The organism is Nitratireductor sp. GZWM139, assembly GCF_030068685.1.
GTDB lineage: Bacteria > Pseudomonadota > Alphaproteobacteria > Rhizobiales > Rhizobiaceae > Nitratireductor > Nitratireductor aquimarinus.
Genome location: NZ_JAMQML010000028.1, coordinates 1 through 20,951 on the forward strand (window position 1 = coordinate 1; position 20,951 = coordinate 20,951).

Here is a 20,951-nt window from a genome sequence, read left to right on the forward strand (position 1 = left end):
GGGGAAGGGGGATCGGAAGCGGTTTTGGGATAGTGCGCCGGCCGATCTCTAGCTCTAAAGGCGTCCGTTACGGGCCGCTTGAAGGCTGTTTCGGTCCGGTTTCGGTCCGTTGCCTTCGGCGTTCTCGGGTGGGCGGCTTGTAAGTGATTGATTAGGCTGGTCGGAGTGGCAGGATTCGAACCTGCGACCCCCTCGTCCCGAACGAGGTGCGCTAACAAGGGTGAGGTTAGTGCGAATTCTTAGGCTGCAGAGAACACGGTATCGAACCGGCTGACATGCGCGGTCCACACTGCGGTGTCTGTGCACATCCAGTTGACGGCGTCTAGAACCTCCAAGTGTATCTGTTGCAGGTTCTTCTCGAAGATCGGCTCGTGGTGCGCGACTCGATTGCGGAACCGCCGGATCATGTTGAAGCGACCATGAATAGCAGATCGTTTGAGGCTTTTCCCGTTCACGAAGCCTTGGTGGAGCGTTTCGCGCCACAAGGTTTGGTCGTAGCCAGGGCCGAGCATTCCAACCCAGAAGGCGAACTTTAGTTCGGCTACGATCGCATCGTTCGATGGCCAGGGTGACTTTACCTGAAGCTTGGTAAGCGCATCGGTGATCATCGCTTTGGAGGTCTCTGTGAGCTTCGGTCCACCGTTCGTCATCCAGCTGGCCCCGTAGCTTTGGGACATGCGTTCATGTACAGTGTTTCTAAGGCAAATTTCCACACATTGCAGAGGGGTATAAAACGCTTCGCATAGGCGCGTATTGCGCTCATATTGGGAAAGCGCTTCCGAAAGTTCGTTATCGACGCAGGAAAGATATTTCTTTAGACGCGCACTGCTTATCGATTTTTCTAGTGATTTGTTTATTTCTGACGTTCGCAAAATGTTCACTTGCCGTTCAGGGAATCCGTGCTATATCACCACCCGTATACCCCGGGTCGGCCTCTGCTGCAAAGCATGCTCCCGGGGTCAGTCGTTTCTAGACCCTTCCTTTCCCTTTAAGTATGCGCAGTTTCTGCGCCGGCGTACGTTCAAGTCGCTGGCGTTGCCATTGGGGTTATTCGAGTTCAGCGTTTGCTGACGAGCATATTTGCCGATTTACGTGTTGGTCATCGCGGTCTGTAGGCACGCGTTAGTCACTTCGGGCCCGATGTTGCCGTGTCTGGGGCGTTTGTGTGTCTTGACAGAAACCTGACAGAAACACCGGAACATACCGTGAAGTTTCTGTCGTGTTCCTTTTCAAAAATCCATGTTTTGTGCGGTTTCTCTGTCCATTCACTCCCTTGGTAAGGGAGAGGTCGAGAGTTCGAATCTCTCCGGCAGCACCAGTCATCATCAAATCCATAAATGCAGTATACCTAACGGTTTCCACAGGAACACCGTAAGCGCACGCTGCCTTACGGCGTAGCGTTCGCGTGTGGTGGCTTACNCATCATCAAATCCATAAATGCAGTATACCTAACGGTTTCCACAGGAACACCGTAAGCGCACGCTGCCTTACGGCGTAGCGTTCGCGTGTGGTGGCTTACTTGTTCATAAGCCGCGCGGTGCGGATTTTGAGAATCATCGGCGACGGGCGAGCCATGGCGGTGTTTTGTTACCGCACAGCTTTGCGTGTCGGAGTTCGGTCCAGTCTCCGGGGCTTAATTCGAGGTGTTCATGATCCGGGCAGGCCATTGGGAGAGTCCCGAAGACACTCACGGTGGCAGGCGTCGAATGCGTAGTGCGTTTTCCAATGCGTAACACTGCTGGCCAGCGCATGAATTGCCATGCCTGCCACGGCAACTCGAACAGTCATGCCAACTTTGTGGCACGCAGCACGCCGATATCGATACGCACCGTTTACGCCGGGCAGCCCTGCTGCCTGTTTGTCGCGACGGTTGAAACAATGACAGGAGAGGATGGTGCCTGGCTCAGACGCCGGCGCCGCAATTGCTCTCGAAACTTGCGAAAAGCGAGAGATGATGCTGCAGAAAAAAAATACCAATGAAGCTGGGGCTCGGGCGACAGGAAAAGAGGTGGCGCTGACCAGGGAGACCTCGAGCGAAAAGCAGGCGAATGACGAGCGCCTTCTCGCCCTGGAGCGCCTTCTTGAGAATCCGGAGTTTCGAGCGTCCGACCGCAACAAGCGGTTTCTGCGTTTCGTGGTCGAGGAAACGGTGGCAGGGCGCGCCGACAGGATCAAGGCTTTCACCATTGCAGTCGATGTGTTCGGGCGCGACGCCAATTTCGATGCAACCGTCGATCCCATCGTCCGCATTGCCGCCGGGCAATTGCGCAAGTCGCTCAGGGAGTATTATGCCGAGGCCGGGCAGGGCGATGTCGTCCAGATTGCCATTCCGCTCGGCGCCTATGTTCCAACATTCGACAAGCGCTCATCGACATCCGCCTTCATGAGCAATCTGTCCCGGGGCTTCAACAAAGGCCCCTCTCTGGTCGCCGGTGCAGCACTGCTTGCCGCAGCGGCTCTAGCCGTGTCGACATATGCACCGGTCTGGCTCGGGCAGCCGGGCAAATCCGGAGGTGGCGGCGCTGTCCTGTTGCTAGACAGCGCTCGTGCAAATCCTTCCAGTGCGGACGCCACCCAACTCGCGAACATGCTGAACGACGCGCTGTGGCTGAAGGTCGGCCGGAAGGAGGGAATTCGCTCGGTCGGGGTGCGTCCGGAGGAAAAGCTCGATGCGGTGAGCGCCCGCGTTCGCGAGACATATGGAGCAGGCAGCAATGTTTATGAGCTGCTGACCAGTGTGCAGGTCGAGTCCGATGAAGTTCGGATCTACTGGCACCTGCTGGATTCGGACTCACGTGAAGTGCAGGTTTCCGCCCGGATGGAAGAAATGCTGGTTCCCGACGCGAAGGGAGATCTGGCCGACGCCATCGCGTCGCGGGTCGCGGCATCCCTGTTTGGGTATGAAGGTGTGCTCGCCCATTATCAGGCAGGGGCGAGGGTCGCCGCGCGCAGCCCGGAAGAATAGGCGGAGCAGATCTGGCCGCGTGTCTCTTGCGGAAGCGCAGAGGGAGGCGCGGCCGCTTTCTATCGCCGACCTTTTCTTTTCACTGGCTCCTGCGGAGTGGCGTGAGACTGTTCAGCAAAAGCGAGCCTCTCGAACGCAAAGAACGCACCGGAAGGAGCGTGATCCTTCGGCGCGATGCCTGCATTCGTGCCGGCAAGGCAGGAGAGTGCGCCAGGGTCCTGACCCTAGCCCTGAAGTTTCAGCCGGAGACGCTTGATGCGCTCTTTCATGACGAGCTTCGGTCCGAAAAAGGGGTGATTGCGTTTGCAGTCCTGGAGAAGGTCGAGGTCAACCGGCCCCTGCCGCACCATCAGAATATCCACTTCCGCACTCGAGCGGCCCTGTTGCGCCATCTCGTCGAGAAGCACGTCAATGGCGCAGTGGTCGGTAAGAGGCTTTGCTGGCACTTGTGGACCCCTGGATCAGGCAGCCGTACGAGGCGGTTGCGCTTTTGAGAAATTGGGTCCCAAAGCCTCGCCGACACTTCCAGGAAGTGAGGCAAGACTTTGGGAGAGGCCGGCCCGGGGGGCGGGAGGGCCGGCTTTGGCGGCACACTTCGCACCCGGTGCGAAGTGAATTCTCAAGGCTGATTTACGGAGGTGGCGCGGGCGTTGCCGCATGGGAGGTCAGAAAGGGTATTTCATGCTGAAAGAGCTGCATCGCCCCGTCCATTCCGTGTATTCATCTTGTGATTGAAATATGCGACAGAGTGCAGCTTATGCGGAAATCACAGGGTGCATTTTTTCCGGAAAAACGCATTTTGGGGCCGGGAATCCCCGATTGACAGCCGGCTGAGGTCAAGTCATAAACTTACGTCTATTTAGATAAACAAATGTTCTTTCCGGGAATGGTTATGAACAGTGTTTCAGGGGGAGGAAAATGGACGCATTTCTGAGCGGCCTCAAAACGGCCGTGGACACACTCGGCGCAACGGTTCTGTTGCCCATCGTCATCTTTGTCATCGCCGTTGTTCTGGGGGCCAAGGTCGGCAAGGCGTTTCGCGCTGCCGTCACCATCGGCGTGGCTTTCATCGGCATCAATCTCGTGCTCGGCCTTATGCTGGGCTCCATCGGGGATGTTGCGCAGGCCATCGTCACCAACACGGGTATCCAGCGCGATATCGTTGATGTGGGCTGGCCTTCGGCTGCCGCAATCGCGTTTGGTTCGTCGGTCGGTCTCTGGGTCATTCCCATCGGCATCGCCGTCAACATCGTGCTGCTTCTCACGCGCATGACCCGCACGCTGAATGTCGACGTCTGGAATTTCTGGCACTTCGCGTTCATCGGTTCGCTCGCCGTCGCCGCCACGGGCAGCCTCGGCTACGGCCTCGTCATCACCGCGCTGATGGCCGCCCTGTCGCTGCTCTTCGCCGACTGGTCGGCGCGTGCGGTGCAGAAATTCTACGGCATTCCCGGCGTTTCGGTGCCGCATCTGGCATCCGCGCAGATCCTGCCGATCGCCATCGTGGTGAACTGGATCATCGAGCGCATCCCGGGCGTCAACAAGATCAACATCTCGACCGAAACCATCGAGCGGCGCTTCGGCGTGTTCGGCGAGCCGGTCGTTCTGGGTCTGGTCATCGGCCTCGTGCTCGGCGCCATCGGTTATTACAATGCCGGCGATTTCGGCACGGTTCTCTCCAAGGTTCTGCAGACGGGCATGACGCTCGCCGCCGTGATGCTGCTTCTGCCGCGCATGGTGAAGATCCTGATGGAGGGCCTGCTGCCGGTTTCGGAAGCCGCACAGGAATTCGTGCGCAAGCGCACGGGCGACCGCGAACTGCTGGTCGGTCTCGATTCGGCGATCCTCATCGGCCACCCGGCCGCGATCTCGTCGTCGCTCATCCTGGTGCCCATCGCCATCGCCCTTTCGGTGATCCTGCCGGGCAACCGCGTGATCCTGTTCGCCGACCTTGCGGTCATTCCGTTCATCGTCGCGATGGCGGCGCCGCTCATGCGCGGCAATGTGTTCCGCATGGTCATCGTCGGCACGGTCACGCTGGCCGTCGGTTTCTACGTGGCCAACGCGCTTGCGCCGCTGTTCACCAGCGCTGCAATCGATTCCGGCTTCGAGATGCCCGAGAACGCGGTTCAGATCACCTCGGTGGTCGACGGCTTCCTGTGGATCTCCTACGTGGTCATCGCAGCGATCCGCGATCTCGGCGTTGCCGGGCTGGGTCTGCTTGCCGCGCTCATCGCGGCGTGCTTCTGGCTCTACCGCCGCAACACGCAGGCCTGGGAACGGGCTGCTGGTGCGGAAGACGACACTGCACAGGAAGGCTAATAGGTTAGTGAATGGCTGAAGCCCTTATGAACCACATCGATCCCGAGGCGATTGTCCTCGGGGTCGACACCGACAGCCGCGAGGCTGTCATCCGACTGCTGGCGGAAAAACTTCAGGCTGCCGGTTATGTGAAGGACAGTTTTGCCGATGCGGTTCTCGCCCGCGAAGCCTCGATGCCGACCGGTCTGCCGCTCGGCCACGCGGTGAATGTCGCGGTGCCGCACACGGATCCGGAGCATGTTCTGAAGCCGGGCATCGCACTGGCGACGCTCAAGAAGCCGGTCGCCTTCGCCAATATGGAAGACCCGGACGAGCCGGTCGAGGTGGGCCTGGTTTTCCTGATGGCGCTCAACGACAAGGATCGCCAGATCGAGATGCTTCAGGAAATCATGGCGACGATCCAGAGCGAAGAGGCTATTTCTGGCCTCATGCAGGCATCGTCGGTCGATGATGTCGCTGCGGTTTTGAAGTAAGGCAGTTTTAGGAGAACGGGAACCGGTTTCCCTTCCGGAACTGTTTTGAGAAAAAGTCCCTGAACCGCATCATCGTCTCCATGACGCGATGATGCGGTTCGGACTCCATTGGTAGGGAGAAGTCCATGAGCAAGAAAACCGTTCTTTTCGCCTGCGGCACCGGCATCGCCACCTCCACGGTGGTCGCGAATGCCGTGACCGAGGCCATGAAGGAGCGCGGCATCACCATCGAGCCGCGCCAGTGCAAGGCAACGGAAGTCCGTTCGGAACTTACCGGCGTCGATCTGATCGTTTCCACCACGCAGTTACCGTCGGATCTCGACGTGCCGTCCATCGTGACGCTCGCCTTCCTGACGGGCATGGGCAAGGCCGAGGCGCTCGACAAGATCGAAGGCGAGCTGCGCAAGTAAAGCGCGCGCGCTTCCAGAATATGAAAAAGGCCCGCAGCCGATCCGGTTGCGGGCCTTTTTCATGTGTGTCGCCAGAAGGCAGAGCGCCTTAGCTGTTTTCCTCGACGAAGCGGCGCAGCCATGCCACGTCATCGCCCGACAGCGTGTCGATCAGGCGCTCGGCAAAGGCGGTCTTCAGCGTTTCGGTCCAGTCGAGACCTTCGCGCAGCGCTGCCTCGAATTTCTTCGGCGCATAGGCGTGGCAGCGAATGGCGATGCCTTCCGCCTTCAGGCGGCGCGCATCGTCCAGATCGAAGACGGCCAGGTCGATGCAAAGCTCGTCGAGATTGGCAGACTTCACCACGGCAAGCGGGTCGCCATAGCGCTCATGGGCGATGCCGCCGGTCAGGATGCCCGGAATCTCTTCCTTGATGCGCTTGAGGCTCGCATGGTCGAAGGAGATCATCATCATGCGTTCGAGGTTTGCCGGGTCGGCGGCGATCTTCTTCAGTTCGCGGATATAGCCGTCGAGGTCGACCTTCTCCTTGACCTCGATTTCCAGACCCATGTCGAGCTCACGGGCAAGCATCAGGAAATCGGTCAGGGTGGGAATGCGCTCACCGGCAAACTCCGGTCCGAACCAGGAACCGGCGTCGAGTTTTGCGATTTCCGCCGCCGTCAGGGTGCGGGCCGGGCCCGTGCCGTCGCTGGTGCGGTCGACCGAGAGATCGTGCAGCACGATGATCTCGCCATCGCTGGTCAGAACCGTGTCGATCTCGCAGCTGCGGCCGCCCTCGGCGTGGCAGGAGCGCAATGCTGCGAAGGTGTTTTCGGGCGCGGCGATGGAGTTGCCGCGATGGCCGCAAAGGTGCAGCGGGCCGGTTTCACCGATGTGGAAGGAGAATGCCATGATTGAATGTCCTTGTTGGCGTTCGAGCATCGGACCGAAAAGTGGAATCCGGTTTTCGGCTTGTTCCGATGCTCCATAAGAAGCCCAGATCGTCATTTGTGCGTCCGGTGGGATGCGTGGCGATCTAGAGTTTTCCGAGGCCCGCAGCCATCACGTCTTCCTTCATCAGCCGTTCGGCGATGAAGAAGATGATCAGCATGGGCACCAGAAGCAGGAAGGTGACGGCAGCGGCGGTCGGCAGAACCAGGATCTCGCCGCCCAGATAGCTCCACAGGCGCACGGCCAGCGTCTGCACCTTGGGCGCACCGACCATGAAGCTTTTCTCGAACTCCTCGAACGAGGCGATGAAGTTCAAGAGGCCGCCGGCAAGAAAGCCGGGCCAGGCGAGCGGCAGCGCAATCCGCATCACCGCAACACGGGGTGCCGCGCCCAGCGTGCGGGCCGCGAGGATCAGCTCGTTGGGAATGCCCTCGAGCGTCGCCGTGAGAATGCGGATCATCAGCGGCAGCGTGCCGACGGTCTGCACCAGAATGATGCCCTGCACCGTGCCGGCAAGCCCCATGCCGAAGAAGATCTCGCCAAGGCTGACGGCCACGACGATGCCCGGCACGATCATCGGGGCCAGCACGAACACCTCGACCGCGCGCTTCAGGCGGAAGGGAAACTGCGCCAGCGCCCAGGCCGTGGGAAAGGCGAGCGTTGCGGTGAGCAGCGTCACCACGGTCGAGACGAAGAAGCTGAGCAGGGCGGAGGGCAGGATGTGCCGGTCCGACAGCACGTCGCCCCACGCCGAAAGCGAGAAGGAGCGGGGAATGATGTCGGGCGGAAACCAGCCCACTGCCGGGTCATAGAAGGCCCAGAGCGCAATCACGCCGAGCGGCAGGAACAGCGTCAGGAAAAGATAGCCGTAAAGGCCGAGGGAAACCCAGAGCTGGGTGCGTTGGGAATGTCTCATGCTGATCGCCATGGTTCAGGCTCCCGCGCGCTTTTGCGCGTCCGACTGGCTGAGCGAGCCGATGATTGCGTAGTAGGTGAGGAGCACGCCCACGGCGACGATGCTGAGCAGCGTTCCCATCGCGTAGACGAGCGGCCAGTTCCCCTTGGTGAAGCCTTCCGTGTACATGTGCACGCTGAGCGGCAGCGGATAGCTGGGGCCAAGCAGGTTCGGCACGACAAAGGAGCCGAGCGAACTGATGAAGGTCAGGAGAACGGCGGCGGTGATGCCGGGCTGCGCCAGCGGCAGCTGGATGCGCCACAGAATGGTGAGGCGGCTTGCGCCAAGGGTGCGGGCGGCGGAGAGCACATCCTTGCTGATCGCGGCCATGGAGCCGGAAATGATCAGCGTCATGAACGGGATGTTCTTCCACGACGAGGCGATGATCGCGCCAAGACCCCATTCGTCGCGCACCAGCCGCGGCAGGGTGATGCCGAGCGGGGTCAGGATGCGGCTTGCCATGCCGCCACGGTCCAGCATGACGAGCACGAGAAACGCCGCCACGATGCCGGGAACCACCAGCGGAATGCGGTAGAGCGAGCCGAAGAATTTGCGGCTCGTCTCATTGGCCTGCATCAGGGCCGAAAGCGGCAGCGCGATGAGCAGGCTGAGCGCGGTCGGCGCGATGGCGAGCCAGACGGAAAAGCGCAGGCCATCCAGATAGACCGGCGTGGTCAAAAGCGTGATCCACGGGTCGAGCGTGAAACCTGCCGCATCGGCCCCGCGCCCGGAAAAGCTGTTCACCACCACGCGTACGAGCGGCATGCCGAAGAACACGAGGAGATAGCCAACGCCCGGCAGCAGGCACAGAAGGATCGTTGTCAGGCGAACCGGCTTCATGCCATCGCCTCCACAGGCTCGAACGTCTTCAGAAGGTGAAGGGCCGGCGGCGGGGTGAGCTTGACCGGCTGGCCGGTGGCCAGAATGTCGGACTGCCCGCCCGCGGTGATGACGCGCAGTTCCTGCCCGGCGGCAGACACCCAGTAATGGGTGGATGCGCCCAGGAACATGGACTGTTCGACCACGCCATCGGCCTCGCCGCTGGCGGCGTCGATGCCGATGTCCTCGGGGCGGATCGCGATGCCTTCTGCGGCGCGTTCGGCCGGGTTTTCGATCTTGCGCACCGCGCCCCAGGGCAGGCGGCACTCGCTGCCGGAAATGTCGGCCTCGATGACGTTGGTGAGGCCGAGAAACTCGGCGGTGAAGCGGAAGCGCGGGCGGCGGTAGAGGTCGACAGGCGTGCCGCGTTCGACAATCTCGCCATCCTTCATCACCACGATCTCGTCGGCCAGCGCCATGGCTTCCGACTGGTCGTGCGTGACGTAGATCGACGTGGTGCCCAGCTTGCGCTGCATGGTGCGCAGGTCTTCGCGCAGGCTGTCGCGCAGCTTGGCGTCGAGATTGGAAAGCGGCTCGTCGAACAGGAGCACATCCGGCTCGATGACGATGGCGCGCGCCAGCGCCACACGCTGCTGCTGGCCGCCGGAAAGCTGGCGTGGCAGGCGGCGGGCATGCTGGCCAAGGCCGACCAGCTCAAGCGCGGCAGCCACGCGGGTGGCGATTTCGGGCTTTGCGACATTGCGCATTTCGAGCCCGAACGCGACGTTCTTTTCCACGCTCATATGCGGGAACAGGGCGTAGGTCTGGAAGACCATGCCGAAATTGCGGTTCTCCGGCGCAAGCGCGTCGATGCGCTTGTCGGCGAGCCAGATTTCGCCCGTGGTCGGGTCGGTGATGCCCGCGATGGAACGCAAGAGAGTGGTCTTGCCGCAGCCCGATGGGCCCAGAAGCGTGACGAAGCGGCCGGCCGGCACTTCAAGGTCGATCCCTTTCAGTGCGCGGGTGTTGTCGAACTGCTTGGTCAAGCGGCGAATGGAAAGTGTCGTGTCCATGACGATGCATCCTGACGCATGGGCGGCGCCGCGAGGCAGCGCCGCCCGAATGGTGTGCGAAGGTTAGTTGGTGGCGCGCAGCAGGTTGGCGACGATGTAGTCGCGCATGGCTGCACGAAGCGGCGCGGGCAGGCTGGGAAGCGCGCGCTCGGCGAACTCGTTGGTCGGGATCAGGCGTGCGGCCTGCTCTTCGGTGAAGCTCTTGCCCGGATCGATGTCCGTGCGTGCCGAACGCGACCCGTTGACGCCAAGCTTCTCGAGCTGGATGTCATGCTGGCTCATGAAGTCGAGGAACAGCAGGGCCGCCGCCGGATGCTCGCTGCCGACCGGCAGGAACATGCCGTCGCCGCCGCCCACCTGGCCGGATTCGATGATCTGCTGACGCACGGTCGGCGGCAGGAGGCCGCGGCCGATGAAGTCATAGGCCATGTCTTCCCATGCGGTGCCGATCGCGCCCGCGCCATTGGCGACGAGGTTCAGCGTGTCGGAGTTGCCATTGGTGATCTCGGCAACCGGGATGAGCTTCTTGTAGTAATCCCAGACCGGGTTCAGGCACGCGCCCTCGACATAGGCCTTGGCTTCGTCCTCGGTCATGGAGAAGTTGGAGAACTCGGTGCGGCAGTCATCGCCTTCCACCTTGGCGTAGGCGACGGACTGCATGAAGCCGTTGCCCGAACCGCCGCCGGCCGGCGAGGTGACGACGAACTTGCCCGGATTTGCTTCCGCCCAGGCGAGCAGAGCGTCGGCGGTCGTCGGCACGTCATCGCCCGAAACGGTGCGCGTGTCATAGATGATGCTGGTCTGGTTGCGGTGGAAAGGCACATAGGCGCCGCCGTGGTCCACGCCGCCGGAAACCCGCGCGATGTCCTGATTGAAGCCATCCGCATTCGGCAGAAGATCGGCGAGCGGCACGTTGGCCATGACATTCTCGCGCATGAGCAGGCCGGTCGTGCTGGAGCCGACGAAGTAGACGTCAGCCGGCGCGGCCACGCCAGAATTGTTGGCGGCGATGAGCTGCTGCACGGCAGCTTCGTTGTTGCCGCGAATGTAGTTCACCGTGATGCCGTATTCTTCCTCGAACGCCGGCAGAAGGCGGTCGGTGAAGAGCGGGCCGAAAGAGTTGGTGAAGTCGAAGAAAGTCAGCTTGCCTTCTTCCTTGGCCTGGGGAACGATGACGTCATAGAAATTTTCAGACGTCAGCTCGGCCAGTTCGAAGCCCGGCTGGATGTTGAATTCTTCCGACCCGATGGGCGTGACCGCATAGGCGGCGGTGCTCATGAGGGTGGCGGCGATTGCAGCAGTGAGAGCCTTCATTGGTGTCTTCTCCGCAAGGGGTTGAGGGCGCGACCTAGGTCGCGGCTTCTCCGGCACTCCGCGTGTCATTTTGCCGATGCTGCGGGGTGCCGGATTCCATCGCTGGCAGGATTGCCAGCAATCTTTCTGCCGTTGCCGGCGAGGCGGCGAAGACCGGAGCGCCATGCTCCAGACCATTCGCGCCCAGATAATCTTTCGTGACAGCGCCGGCCGTGGCGGCGATGAACAGGCCGCCCACGGCGTCCCAGGGGTTCATGTGCGGCTCGACATAGGCGTCGAGGCGACCGGCGGCGACATGGGCCAGGCACAGCGCGCCCGCGCCGAGGCGACGGAACTCCACATCGTGGTCGCTGAGCGCTGCGACGCAGTTCCGGTAAAGCTCCGGCTCGTGCCGGCCCGAAAAGCCGAGGCCGACCACCGCATCCACCATGCTGTCATTGCGCGAGCAGGCGATGGGCGTGTCGCCAAGGCGCGCGCCATGTTCTTCGTCTGCCCAGAAAAGCTCGTCCGTTACCGGATCGAACACCCAGGCGGCGATGGGCTGGCCGTCCTTCAAAAGCGCGAGCGAGACGCAGAAATAGGAAAGGCGACGGGCAAAGTTCACCGTGCCGTCGATGGGGTCGGCAAGCCAGGTGTAGCCCTTGGCCACGGCCTTGCCGCCCAGCTCCTCGCCGATGATCGCGTCTTCCGGAAACGCTTCGAGAATGGCCGCGCGCAGCATGCGCTCGACCGCGAAATCGGCTTCCGTCACCACGTCGCCCGGGCCCTTGCTGTCTGTTTTCAGATCGGGCGCGCGGAAATAGTCGAGCGCGATGCGGCCCGCCTTTTCTGCAAGCGTCTTACCAAGGGCGAGGCGGGAGGGGGCATTCAGGGTCATTCTGTCTTTCCGGCAGTCATGCGTGTGATGAGTTTGGGTTTGCAGTGGATGAGGCGGGCGCGTGGCTCGCTCTCTTCCTGTGGTTGCTGGTCTTCTGCCTGACCGCCCGAATGCCCATCGCCATGGACGTCCACATGGGCGATCAGGCGGCGCATCATTTCCTCGAGCGGCTGCTCGAAGGTGGTGAGGCGATAGGGCGGCCAGTCGGCGGCGGGCAGGTTGTCGAAGCCGATGAGCGCAATGTCGTCGGGGATCGAACGGTGGCCGCGCAGGCCATCCAGAAACCCGAGCGCCATGGCGTCGTTGGTGGCGAAGACGGCGTCGGGCTGTTCGTTGCCCGGCAGGGCGAGCAGACGCTCTGCGCAGGCGCGGCCTGCCTCGGTGGACATGGCGTCATTGTTCCAGATGGCGGCGTGCAGCCCTGCTTCGCGCGCTGCCTCGGAAAAACCTTCGGCGCGCAGCGAGGGCGCCCAGCTTCCCTGCGGACCACCCAGAACCAGAAGCCGCCTGCGGCCTTCTTCCAGAAAGAGCCCGGCTGCCATGCGCCCGCCAAGCGGATTGTCGGTGGCGACGGAAAAGCCCTTTTCATGATTGGCCGGGCGGTTAAGCGCGACCAGAAACTGGCCTTTCTCGATGATCGCGGCGGCGCGGTTTTCGCGCACGACACCGGCGGTCACGATGACGCCGCGCGCCCGCCAGCTCAGCGCCTCTTCAAGCAGCCGGTCAACTTCTGCGTCGCTCTCGGCATAAAAGAGAAGTGGTTTCAGATGCCATTCCTGAATGGCCTTCAGAAGCCGGGAGAGAACCTGCGCGCGCCAGTCGAAATTGAGGCGGGTGGTGATGACGGCGACCAGCGGGGCGTCGCCCGTGACCATGGAGCGGGCAAGCGCATTGGGCTGCCAGCCAACCTGTTCAGCCGCCTTCAGGATGCGTTCGCGGGTTTCCGGCGCAATGCGGCCATTGCCGGTGAAGGCGCGGCTGACCAGCGCCTGCGAAACATTCGCCACGCGCGCCACGTCATGGGAGGTTGCCGTGCCGGATTTGCGCCGCGACATCGCTCAGCCCTCCACCGGTGTGGAGGCGGTACTACGTATTACCAGGGCTGAAATGAAGAACGCGCTGACCATGGGGGCGGACCATCGTTTGAGTGAACGCGATCCGAATAGCCGGCTCAGATGACAGCCACGCTACGCAAGTATGTCAGTTTGCTGACAGCGCTGTGCAAAACGGGAAAGGGGGATGGAGGAGGGTTTTAAAGCCGCTGCTCGACTTCCTGTGAAGTTAATACCTCCTTGGCTCACGGGCGCCTATTTCCATGACTTTGAGGCTTGGGAGCCTCACAGTCTTAGTCGCCGTTTCAAGCACGAACAGGTGCAGTCAGCATTCATTACCCACTTGGTTGCAGGCGTTGTGAAGGTCAGTGCTATCAAGGCGCTTGCAGCAAAGCGCCTTGATTAGCGGTGACGGGCTCAAGCGGTTCGATTGCCGCGAAACCCTTCGTTTTTGAAAACTTCATGGCGTGCCGGAAATTCCGCATTGAGTCGGACGGGTCAATAGAGGAGAGGTTGAGGCGCATGAAACTGTCACGCACGAACTGAACGGAAAGAATTGGCGTCCACTCTTGGTGCCCTGTTTGCGAATTCAGCATATTCGCTGTGCAGGTGACGTAGATTTCTTCGAGGGGCAGGATATGGAACAAGTCTCCTGCTGTTTTGAGAGCGGCGCTTGCTACGTAGTCCTGATATAGCTCGTTAAACTGACCGACAGGCATCTTGGTTTCTGAAAGCCGTCCACTCGCCAATTGCTTGCGGCGCATGCTGGGGACGATGTCATCACCATGGACTTTCGGTTTGGCGTGAACGAAATTGCGATCGATGGAGAACTCGATTGCAGTGCCTACCAGAGCCGTTTCGGAAAGCGATTGCATTTCTTCAATCACTTGCCGGATGGCGGTGGCTTCCCCGGTTACTAGTCGTTTGGCGAGTGCGGTGTCATCTTCCCATTCTGCAACCGCCTTAGCGTGAGCGGTAAGAGCATCCTCATACTGCTTTCGGTCGCGGACCGCAGCCTCTTCAATCTGCGCTTCTAGTCGGGAGCGGAGTTTTGCCGAACCGCCTCTGAGCGCGTGAAAAAAACTGGGCTTGAACTTAGCCAGAGCCATTGCAGCGCGATCACTGTTATCATTTCGCTTAAACGGCTCGCTTGGGCGCGGTTGCCCGGCAATCGTATGCCAGTCGATCATGTCAGCCATATCGGTGTGGATCGACACCAGATTATCGATGTAGTTCTCCCAGTCTTCGACAGCCGATGTTGAATCGGCAATCATCTGCTCCTTTTGATTTTGTTTATGCCTGCGTTGTGCATCGCGCTCTGCCGCACGAGCCGCAGCAGCAATCGAACGCACTGTTCCCCTCCAGCCCATATCCCCCTCCAGTAAAAATGGCCTTTGAAAATTATAATTGATTATCAATGCCGATTTAAATGCTTTTTCGATGTTTTGGAGAAAATTTCTGTCTCGATTTTGTTTTGATGTTTCGAGAGATTTGCTAGGTAATATTTATGATTGGCCGCATGGATGATCGGGAATAAAAAAAGTTAGGGCCTGCGCCCCACGATGAAGGGCCGGGCGTCGCGGCCGCTCGATGCGTGATAGGCGCATTCGACGATCTCGAAACCGGCCTTTTCCAGCGTCTTCTCCAGATCGGCAGCAGACAGGAAGTCCACATGCGGGGCCTTGCCAACCATCTGCATGAGCGGCACGACGACGCGAAAGACCGGGTTCATGTCTTTGAGGCACGGCGTCTTGGTGAGGAGGAGCCCGCCCGGTTTCAGCGCATGGCGGATGTTGCCCAGCGCGCGGCCGCTGTCTTCCAGAAGATGCAGGACATTGAAGCCAAGCACGGCGTCGAAGCTTTCCGCCGGCCAGTCCGTGCTTTCAGGTGCGGCCACCTCGAATGTCACATTCCCGATGCCTTCGCTGTGGGCCTTCTCACGCGCAATCGCGATCATCTCGCTGGAAATGTCGGTCGCCAGCAGGCTTTCAACCGAAGGCGCGAGTTTGAGCGCCGTGGTGCCCGTGCCGCAACCAAACTCCAGCACCCGGTCGCCAGGCCGCAGATAATGGCGCACACGCTCCAGCGTCCGTTCATATCCACCCATGTCTGAAATGGGGTCGCTGGCGTATTTGCGTGCGATGCGATCCCAAAAACGCGCATTGTCGGCAGTGCGAAACATGATCGTCTCCTTTGGCGCGTTCCCTATCATATGCGCAAAAATTGAAAATTGCGGAACACTGCAGATCTAATATACATATTTGCATGACGAATATTGATTGGAACCGCGCCCGCGCCTTTCTCGCCACGGCGGAGACAGGCTCTCTTTCCGCTGCCGCCCGTGAGCTGGGGCTCACGCAGCCCACGCTTTCCAGACAGGTTGCGCAGCTTGAGGCGGATCTGGGCGTCACCCTGTTCGAGCGGGTTGGCAAGAAGCTGGTTCTGACGGAAACGGGCGAAAGCCTGCTGGAGCATGTGCGCGCCATGGGCGAGGCCGCGCTCGCCATGCGTGTCGCCGCCTCGGGGCGGGCGGAAGAGGTGGCCGGGCGTGTCAGCATTTCAGCGACAGACACCTATGCCGCCTATATCCTGCCCGAAATCATGGAGCGCATTCGCCGTGAAGCGCCGCAGATCACCATTGCCGTCATCTCAAGCGACAGTCTGAGCGATCTGCGGCGGCGGGAGGCGGATATCGCGATCCGCCATGTGCGGCCGCAAGAGGATGGCCTGATCGGGCGGCTCGTCTGTGAAAGCACGGCGCATTTTTATGCTTCCGAGAGCTGGGTTGCCGCACATGGTCATCCCGGTGCGGTGTCAGGCATCGCGCCGCACGCGTTCGTCGGCTACGAAGATGCGGAGCGTTTCGCCGCTTTCCTGAGGGGTGTGGGAGCCGAGATTGGCGCGGAGGATTTTCGGCTGGTCTCAAAGAACTCGGTGGTCATCTGGGAGCTGGTGCGGCGCGGGCAGGGCGTCAGCCTGATGAGCCGCGAGATCGCCGAGCGCGCCTCTGGCATCGTCGAGCTGTTCCCTGCGCTTGAGGCCGTGCGCTTTCCGGTCTGGCTCGTCACCCACCGCGAACTGCGCACCAGCAAACGCATCCGGCTTGTCTATGACATTCTGGCGCAGGAACTGGAGCGCATCACGCGCGAAGCCAGAAAATCAGCCGGTTAAACGGCTGCCGGGAACGCCTGCCGAAAACGCCTGCCGAAAACGCCTGAAAGCCGGTGGTCCCAGGGTGATTTTCGGGGAAATCAGTGCGCCGGCTGTTACTTTCCCATGGAATTCACTTGAAATTCTTATTCTATGAATAATAACATATAGATGGGTTATATTGATGGTTGTATTTTAATATAAGGTATTTCAATCCATGGTTTTTGATTTTACGGTCGGTTTTATCGTCAGCCTCATTTCGATGTTCATCCATCTTTTGGCGACGATCATCATCGCCAAGGTGGTTTATGCGCTGAAGTCGGATTTTGATGAAAAAGGGAACCTGTTTTTATCGTTCTCCCTGACGATCATGTATTTGATTCTTTCGGTCGCGCTGTTTGCATCCGTCACGGTTTGGGGGCTGCTCTTCTATTGGCTCGGCCTGGTCGATAATTTCGGCAATGGCTTCTATTCCGCGCTGGTCAGCTACACCACGCTCGGTTTCGGCGACGCCTCCCAGATGAGCGGAACCCGGCTTGTCGGTCCGATGGCGGCGGCCAGCGGCATTCTCATGTTCAGCTGGGCTGCGGCCGTGCTGATCTACGTCCTCCAGGCGCATCTGCCCTATTTCATCACCAAGAAAGACACGACGCCTTCAAAGAGCTGAGTCGATCTTCGCTTGAACTGTCTCCGCTGCAGGAAGGGCGTCGTCTTCGGTTTTTATCCCGCGCGCCTTTGCTGCCAAATGCATTGAAACGCACGGGAATCCAGAAATGTCGACACGATCGCACGCGGCGCAGACCCGGCCAAACTCCTGGCTTCGTGAGTTGACCCGCCTGAAGCCGGCGCACTGGCCCATCGGGCGCTGCCTGAGGGCCTCCCTGTCCGTGGCCCTGCCAATTCTGGCGGGGATCATGTCGGGCTCCGCCGGCTCCTTCATGGTCATGTCGCTTGGCGCTCTAGGCCTGTGTCTGGGAGAGAAGGACAGCCCCTATATCGAACGGTTCCGCGAGGTCGCGATCATCGCGCCGATCGGAGCGCTTGGCTTTTTTCTGGGCTATGTGGGGCATCTCGACTGGGCCTTTGTCGTCGCCGCAATGACCGTGGTGGCGTTCGTGGTCGGGCTCATCGGCTCTTACGGATCGGTTCTCGCTTCCGCTCTGGTTCAGGCGCTGCTCATGGGCTGTATCGCTATCGCGCTTCCCGCGATTGCGCCTTTCTGGAAGCCGGCTGCCTATTTCCTCGCGGGCTGCGGCTTCTACGCCGTTCTGCTCGGCGTGGAGGCGCTTTTCTTCCGCAAGCGTCCCTTCATCGTTCTGGTCGCCAACCTGCTTGAAGGGCTTTCGAGGCTTGCGCTGGCGCGTTCCAAAAATGCAGAAGCCGCCGAAGAGGAAACCATTCGCCGGACGATCACGGACAAGATGTCCACGGGCTTCGCCAGCCTGCTTTCCGGCCGCTATCATCAGCATGGGCGGCCTTCAGCGCATCTCGATTGGGAGTCGTCCGTTCTTCAGGGGCTCAGCCGCATTTTCACCGCGACGCTGGCGTCGAACAAGCCGGATAACCTTGAGCAGGCTGCGCATGAACTCAAGCGTCTCGCAGCGCTGGTGCGCGATGAAAAACCTGCACCGGCCGCCGATGGCGCATTCGCCGATACGCTGCTAAGCCGTTCGGTAGAGCACTTCACCGCGATGTACTGGAGCGCAGGCTCTTCAGAAAAAATCGCGCCGCCACACGTGGCTTCGGGCGCGGTTTCCGTGTCGAAGCGCGTCGGGTTCGCGGAGGCTTTGAAGTTCGATCACGAGGCCATCAGGTCCGCTGCCGTTCTGGCGCTGTGCGTCTGCATCGCGTTCGCCACCCGCTGGGTGAACGATGGCAATCACTGGTACTGGACGCCCCTCACGGTCATCATCGTTCTGAGGCCCGATCTGGGTTCCATCTTCGTCCGGTCCGTCCACCGTGTCATCGGCACGGTTCTGGGCGTTCTGGTCGGGGTTGCTGCCTTTGCCCTGTTCCCGAAAGGCATCGCGCTGGTCTGCGTTCTGGCGGTTCTTGCAGGCATTCTTCCGTGGGCGGCCCAGCGCGCCTACTGGATGGCGACATTTGTGGCCACGCCGATGGTGCTGATCCTTATCGACATCACGTCGCCGGGCGCAGGCACAACCGATTACGGTCTGCAGCGGCTGGTAGACACGCTGATTGGCGGAGCGATCATTCTTGTGTTCGGCTACTTCATCTGGCCGCGCACGCATTCGCATGAGCTGGAGCGCAGCTTCCAGAGCGCGCGGGAAAAGATCGCCGCCTATCTTCTCGCCCTGAAGCCCGTGAGTGCTTCGCAGCCCGATCCCCAGATCGGCGCAAAAAAGCGGCAGGCCTATGTGGCGCTTGCAGCGATGCGCAAGAAGATCAATGCAGCCATGCTCGAACCCGCCCCGGCGGGCCCCGAGGCCGCTGCATGGTACCCGCTCGTAACGGGTGCGGAGCGCGTCTGCGACGGTATCGGCGCATGGTCAGCCAGATATACGGTGGCCGAGAATCAGGAAGCCATTGTCGATGCGCTCGCAGCCAGAATCGCCGGAAACAAACCGGACGGCTGCGCCGGCATCGTGAAGGATGAAGTGAATGGCGACCCGTTCATGGCCTTCGCTTCGAACATCTGCGCGGCCTTCGACCAGATCGATGGCTTCATGGAGAAGAAAGACGTGGGTGCGAAGGGACAGGCAGCCCCCGCAGCCGCGTAACGCCCGCACAGGGCGCCTCTGAGAGCCGGTCAGGGGAGTGGCGCGACTTTGTTCGCACGCTCCCCTGATTGCGCGCTGTAGGGCGGTAAGAGCGCCTTGTTTCCAGTCTCAAAAGACAGGCCGTGCTTTCGCGATGCGAAGCGGGGTGTTTTGTGCGGATTGGGGAGGGGGCAACCGAACAGACGGACTGTCCAGCGCAATGCTGCGCGGCACTTAGTCATCCATCGATTTTTCAAGGAAATGGCGCGCCGTACCGGGCGAAGATGATAACTATGTCTACGCTATAGCCCTCCTTTAGATTGGTTCGAATCCCGCGCTTCGCCGCTGTGTCTCGACGGTGACCATCACAGCGCAGAGGAACGCACTTTGTGGGCACGTCCGGCTACCCGCCCCGATACGCTGCCTTTCTCAAACCGTCATCACCCAGGTTCCGCCGTAGCTCTCTAGCCCACAGCGCCTGTGACAACCTCGTTAGTTCGTACGTGCGACGCCACACTCCGCTATGAAACGTGATGGCCGGTCTCTGTAGTCCATTTGGTGAGAGGCAATAAGCAGCAGCTTCTTAGCCCGCGAGATTCCGACGTACATCAGGCGCCGCGCCTCATCGAATTCGCTCTGCGTCCTGGCGCTGAAATGCGGGACGCTTCCTTCATTCATGCAAACTAAGGCTGCCGCGTCAAACTCACGCCCCTTGGAATTGTGCAAGGAGATGAGTTTTATGGCTCGATCCGGATTAGCGAATAAACCCAGATCGGCAATCTCAAGGTTTGCGACATCGACATTGCGTCTAACCATGTCTGCTTCCATCTCATTTACCGACTGACGCAACAGCCACTTGTCGGCCTCCGGCAGCCAGCCATCGCGCGCGAGAATCTCGGCGCTCTCGGCCGAGCAAGCCCTTAACCACGCAAGCCCGCCAGGCTTCCAGTCTGCAATCTTCTTGGCTTCATAGACCAGCGACAGCGCCGTCCGCCGTCCCTCGTACGAGAAGACATCGAAACGCGTGATCCCGAGCACCTCTTGCAAGATGCCGAAGATCGCCTTCTCCACGCCAGGTAGACCGAGAAGGTGTTCCTGCTCGACACAAGCACCAAGTTGTTCAGCCATGGCTGCAAATGTTCGCTTGCGCTGATACGGCCGCGCACCTGGTCCAAAGACCGGCACGCCAAGGGCGCGGAGGTGTCGCGCGATAGGGACAAGGTGCGTCCACCAGGGCGCAAGAATTGCGCATTTGCCAAGCGGAATATTTTGGGCCTCAACCCAGGGCAGAAAATAGTCGGTGATGGCGACTTTGGGATCGTTCACATGCACGTAGATCGGCGCTTCGGTGAATGCCGCTGCCTTACCAACGCTCGTCATCCTTGGCGTTCGCGCGATCAACGTCTCGGCAACATCGACGATCCTCGGACCTGAGCGGAAATTCCCCGAGAGGGCGTAGTCGAGCGAGGCTTCGATGTGAGTGGCGAAATCCTGCGCCAATGCAGGCCTAGCCCCCGCAAAGCCATAGATCGATTGATTTTCATCTCCCACAAGAAAGAAACCGCTCTGCTTGTGCGTGAAGATCGCCTTAAAAATCTCGATCTGTACGGCCGTTGTGTCCTGGAATTCGTCGACCAGAAACCACTTGAACTTGGATGCCACGCCGGTCGCGACGAACGGGTGTTGCTGAAGAATCTGATAAGAGTAGTAAAGGATCATCGAGAAATCGATGAAGCCTCCCGCTAGCATGAACTGCCAGAGCCGCTTGGCAAGTGGGGCCGTTACGATGCCACGCTCAATGCCCGGACCGTACGGCTCACCATCCAATCCCATGGATATTGAGGCATAGGGCTCTGTTGCAAAAATCGTGAAGCTTGAGCATGCTTGGCGGAG

Annotated in this window: 19 protein-coding genes; 7 read left to right on the plus strand and 12 right to left on the minus strand. The window is 60.4% G+C overall.

The genetic code is table 11. The annotated features are described in order from the left end of the window. Nucleotides 1-239: 239 nt before the first annotated feature. Nucleotides 240-881, minus strand: a complete 642-nt coding sequence (locus NDI72_RS21210) for a hypothetical protein (RefSeq protein ID WP_283801706.1) — start codon at nucleotides 879-881, stop codon at nucleotides 240-242. A gap of 1,070 nt (nucleotides 882-1,951) precedes the next feature. On the opposite strand from NDI72_RS21210, the gene NDI72_RS21215 reads away from it, so the two are divergent. Continuing rightward, nucleotides 1,952-2,965, plus strand: coding sequence for a hypothetical protein (locus tag NDI72_RS21215; RefSeq protein WP_283801707.1), 1,014 nt, complete (start codon nucleotides 1,952-1,954; stop codon nucleotides 2,963-2,965). Nucleotides 2,966-3,189: 224 nt separating this feature from the next. Here the strand turns inward: NDI72_RS21215 and NDI72_RS21220 are convergent, their stop codons facing one another. Then, nucleotides 3,190-3,411: a hypothetical protein gene (locus NDI72_RS21220; protein WP_283801708.1), complete on the minus strand. Its 222-nt coding sequence runs from the start codon at nucleotides 3,409-3,411 to the stop codon at nucleotides 3,190-3,192. A gap of 472 nt (nucleotides 3,412-3,883) precedes the next feature. On the opposite strand from NDI72_RS21220, the gene NDI72_RS21225 reads away from it, so the two are divergent. The 3 genes from NDI72_RS21225 (at nucleotide 3,884) to NDI72_RS21235 (ending at nucleotide 6,170) form a co-directional block, all read left to right on the plus strand. Next, complete coding sequence (locus tag NDI72_RS21225) at nucleotides 3,884-5,287, plus strand: PTS galactitol transporter subunit IIC (RefSeq protein ID WP_113154259.1); 1,404 nt, start codon at nucleotides 3,884-3,886, stop codon at nucleotides 5,285-5,287. An 11-nt stretch (nucleotides 5,288-5,298) separates the two neighbouring features. Further along, nucleotides 5,299-5,760 carry a PTS sugar transporter subunit IIA gene (locus NDI72_RS21230; protein WP_113154260.1) on the plus strand — a complete coding sequence of 154 codons (462 nt, stop codon included), beginning with the start codon at nucleotides 5,299-5,301 and terminating at the stop codon, nucleotides 5,758-5,760. Nucleotides 5,761-5,885: 125 nt separating this feature from the next. Further along, a complete protein-coding gene (locus NDI72_RS21235) occupies nucleotides 5,886-6,170 on the plus strand; it encodes a PTS sugar transporter subunit IIB (protein WP_113154261.1) in 285 nt (94 codons plus the stop codon). Between the two features lie 88 nt (nucleotides 6,171-6,258). Here the strand turns inward: NDI72_RS21235 and NDI72_RS21240 are convergent, their stop codons facing one another. The 9 genes from NDI72_RS21240 to NDI72_RS21280 form a co-directional block, all read right to left on the minus strand. Next, nucleotides 6,259-7,059, minus strand: a complete 801-nt coding sequence (locus NDI72_RS21240) for a glycerophosphodiester phosphodiesterase family protein (RefSeq protein WP_206544656.1) — start codon at nucleotides 7,057-7,059, stop codon at nucleotides 6,259-6,261. Between the two features lie 124 nt (nucleotides 7,060-7,183). Continuing rightward, entirely contained in the window at nucleotides 7,184-8,014 is an 831-nt protein-coding gene (locus tag NDI72_RS21245) for an ABC transporter permease (protein WP_204360872.1), read from the minus strand. 15 nt (nucleotides 8,015-8,029) lie between these two features. Beyond that, nucleotides 8,030-8,893 (minus strand): ABC transporter permease, encoded by an 864-nt coding sequence (locus NDI72_RS21250; protein WP_113154263.1) that lies wholly within the window; start codon nucleotides 8,891-8,893, stop codon nucleotides 8,030-8,032. Further along, complete coding sequence (locus NDI72_RS21255) at nucleotides 8,890-9,945, minus strand: ABC transporter ATP-binding protein (RefSeq protein ID WP_283801709.1); 1,056 nt, start codon at nucleotides 9,943-9,945, stop codon at nucleotides 8,890-8,892. The genes NDI72_RS21250 and NDI72_RS21255 overlap by 4 nt, the downstream gene beginning before the upstream one ends. A gap of 63 nt (nucleotides 9,946-10,008) precedes the next feature. Beyond that, nucleotides 10,009-11,259, minus strand: coding sequence for an extracellular solute-binding protein (locus tag NDI72_RS21260; protein WP_283801710.1), 1,251 nt, complete (start codon nucleotides 11,257-11,259; stop codon nucleotides 10,009-10,011). A gap of 34 nt (nucleotides 11,260-11,293) precedes the next feature. After that, nucleotides 11,294-12,136 (minus strand): inositol monophosphatase family protein, encoded by an 843-nt coding sequence (locus tag NDI72_RS21265; RefSeq protein ID WP_113154266.1) that lies wholly within the window; start codon nucleotides 12,134-12,136, stop codon nucleotides 11,294-11,296. Then, a complete protein-coding gene (locus NDI72_RS21270) occupies nucleotides 12,133-13,191 on the minus strand; it encodes a LacI family DNA-binding transcriptional regulator (protein ID WP_206554422.1) in 1,059 nt (352 codons plus the stop codon). The genes NDI72_RS21265 and NDI72_RS21270 overlap by 4 nt, the downstream gene beginning before the upstream one ends. Nucleotides 13,192-13,562: 371 nt before the next feature. Further along, entirely contained in the window at nucleotides 13,563-14,540 is a 978-nt protein-coding gene (locus NDI72_RS21275; RefSeq protein WP_283801711.1) for a hypothetical protein, read from the minus strand. Between the two features lie 191 nt (nucleotides 14,541-14,731). Beyond that, complete coding sequence (locus NDI72_RS21280; RefSeq protein ID WP_283801712.1) at nucleotides 14,732-15,370, minus strand: class I SAM-dependent methyltransferase; 639 nt, start codon at nucleotides 15,368-15,370, stop codon at nucleotides 14,732-14,734. Between the two features lie 83 nt (nucleotides 15,371-15,453). On the opposite strand from NDI72_RS21280, the gene NDI72_RS21285 reads away from it, so the two are divergent. From NDI72_RS21285 to NDI72_RS21295, 3 genes are all read left to right on the plus strand, one after another. Beyond that, nucleotides 15,454-16,359: a LysR family transcriptional regulator gene (locus NDI72_RS21285; protein WP_283801713.1), complete on the plus strand. Its 906-nt coding sequence runs from the start codon at nucleotides 15,454-15,456 to the stop codon at nucleotides 16,357-16,359. A gap of 196 nt (nucleotides 16,360-16,555) precedes the next feature. Next, on the plus strand, nucleotides 16,556-17,005 hold the full coding sequence (locus NDI72_RS21290; protein ID WP_283801714.1) for an ion channel: 450 nt from the start codon (nucleotides 16,556-16,558) through the stop codon (nucleotides 17,003-17,005). 106 nt (nucleotides 17,006-17,111) lie between these two features. Then, nucleotides 17,112-19,079 carry an FUSC family protein gene (locus tag NDI72_RS21295; protein ID WP_283801715.1) on the plus strand — a complete coding sequence of 656 codons (1,968 nt, stop codon included), beginning with the start codon at nucleotides 17,112-17,114 and terminating at the stop codon, nucleotides 19,077-19,079. Nucleotides 19,080-19,550: 471 nt separating this feature from the next. On the opposite strand, the gene NDI72_RS21300 is transcribed toward NDI72_RS21295, so the two are convergent. Further along, nucleotides 19,551-20,951: UvrD-helicase domain-containing protein (locus tag NDI72_RS21300; protein ID WP_283801716.1), on the minus strand; the 1,401-nt coding region annotated here is incomplete at its 5' end.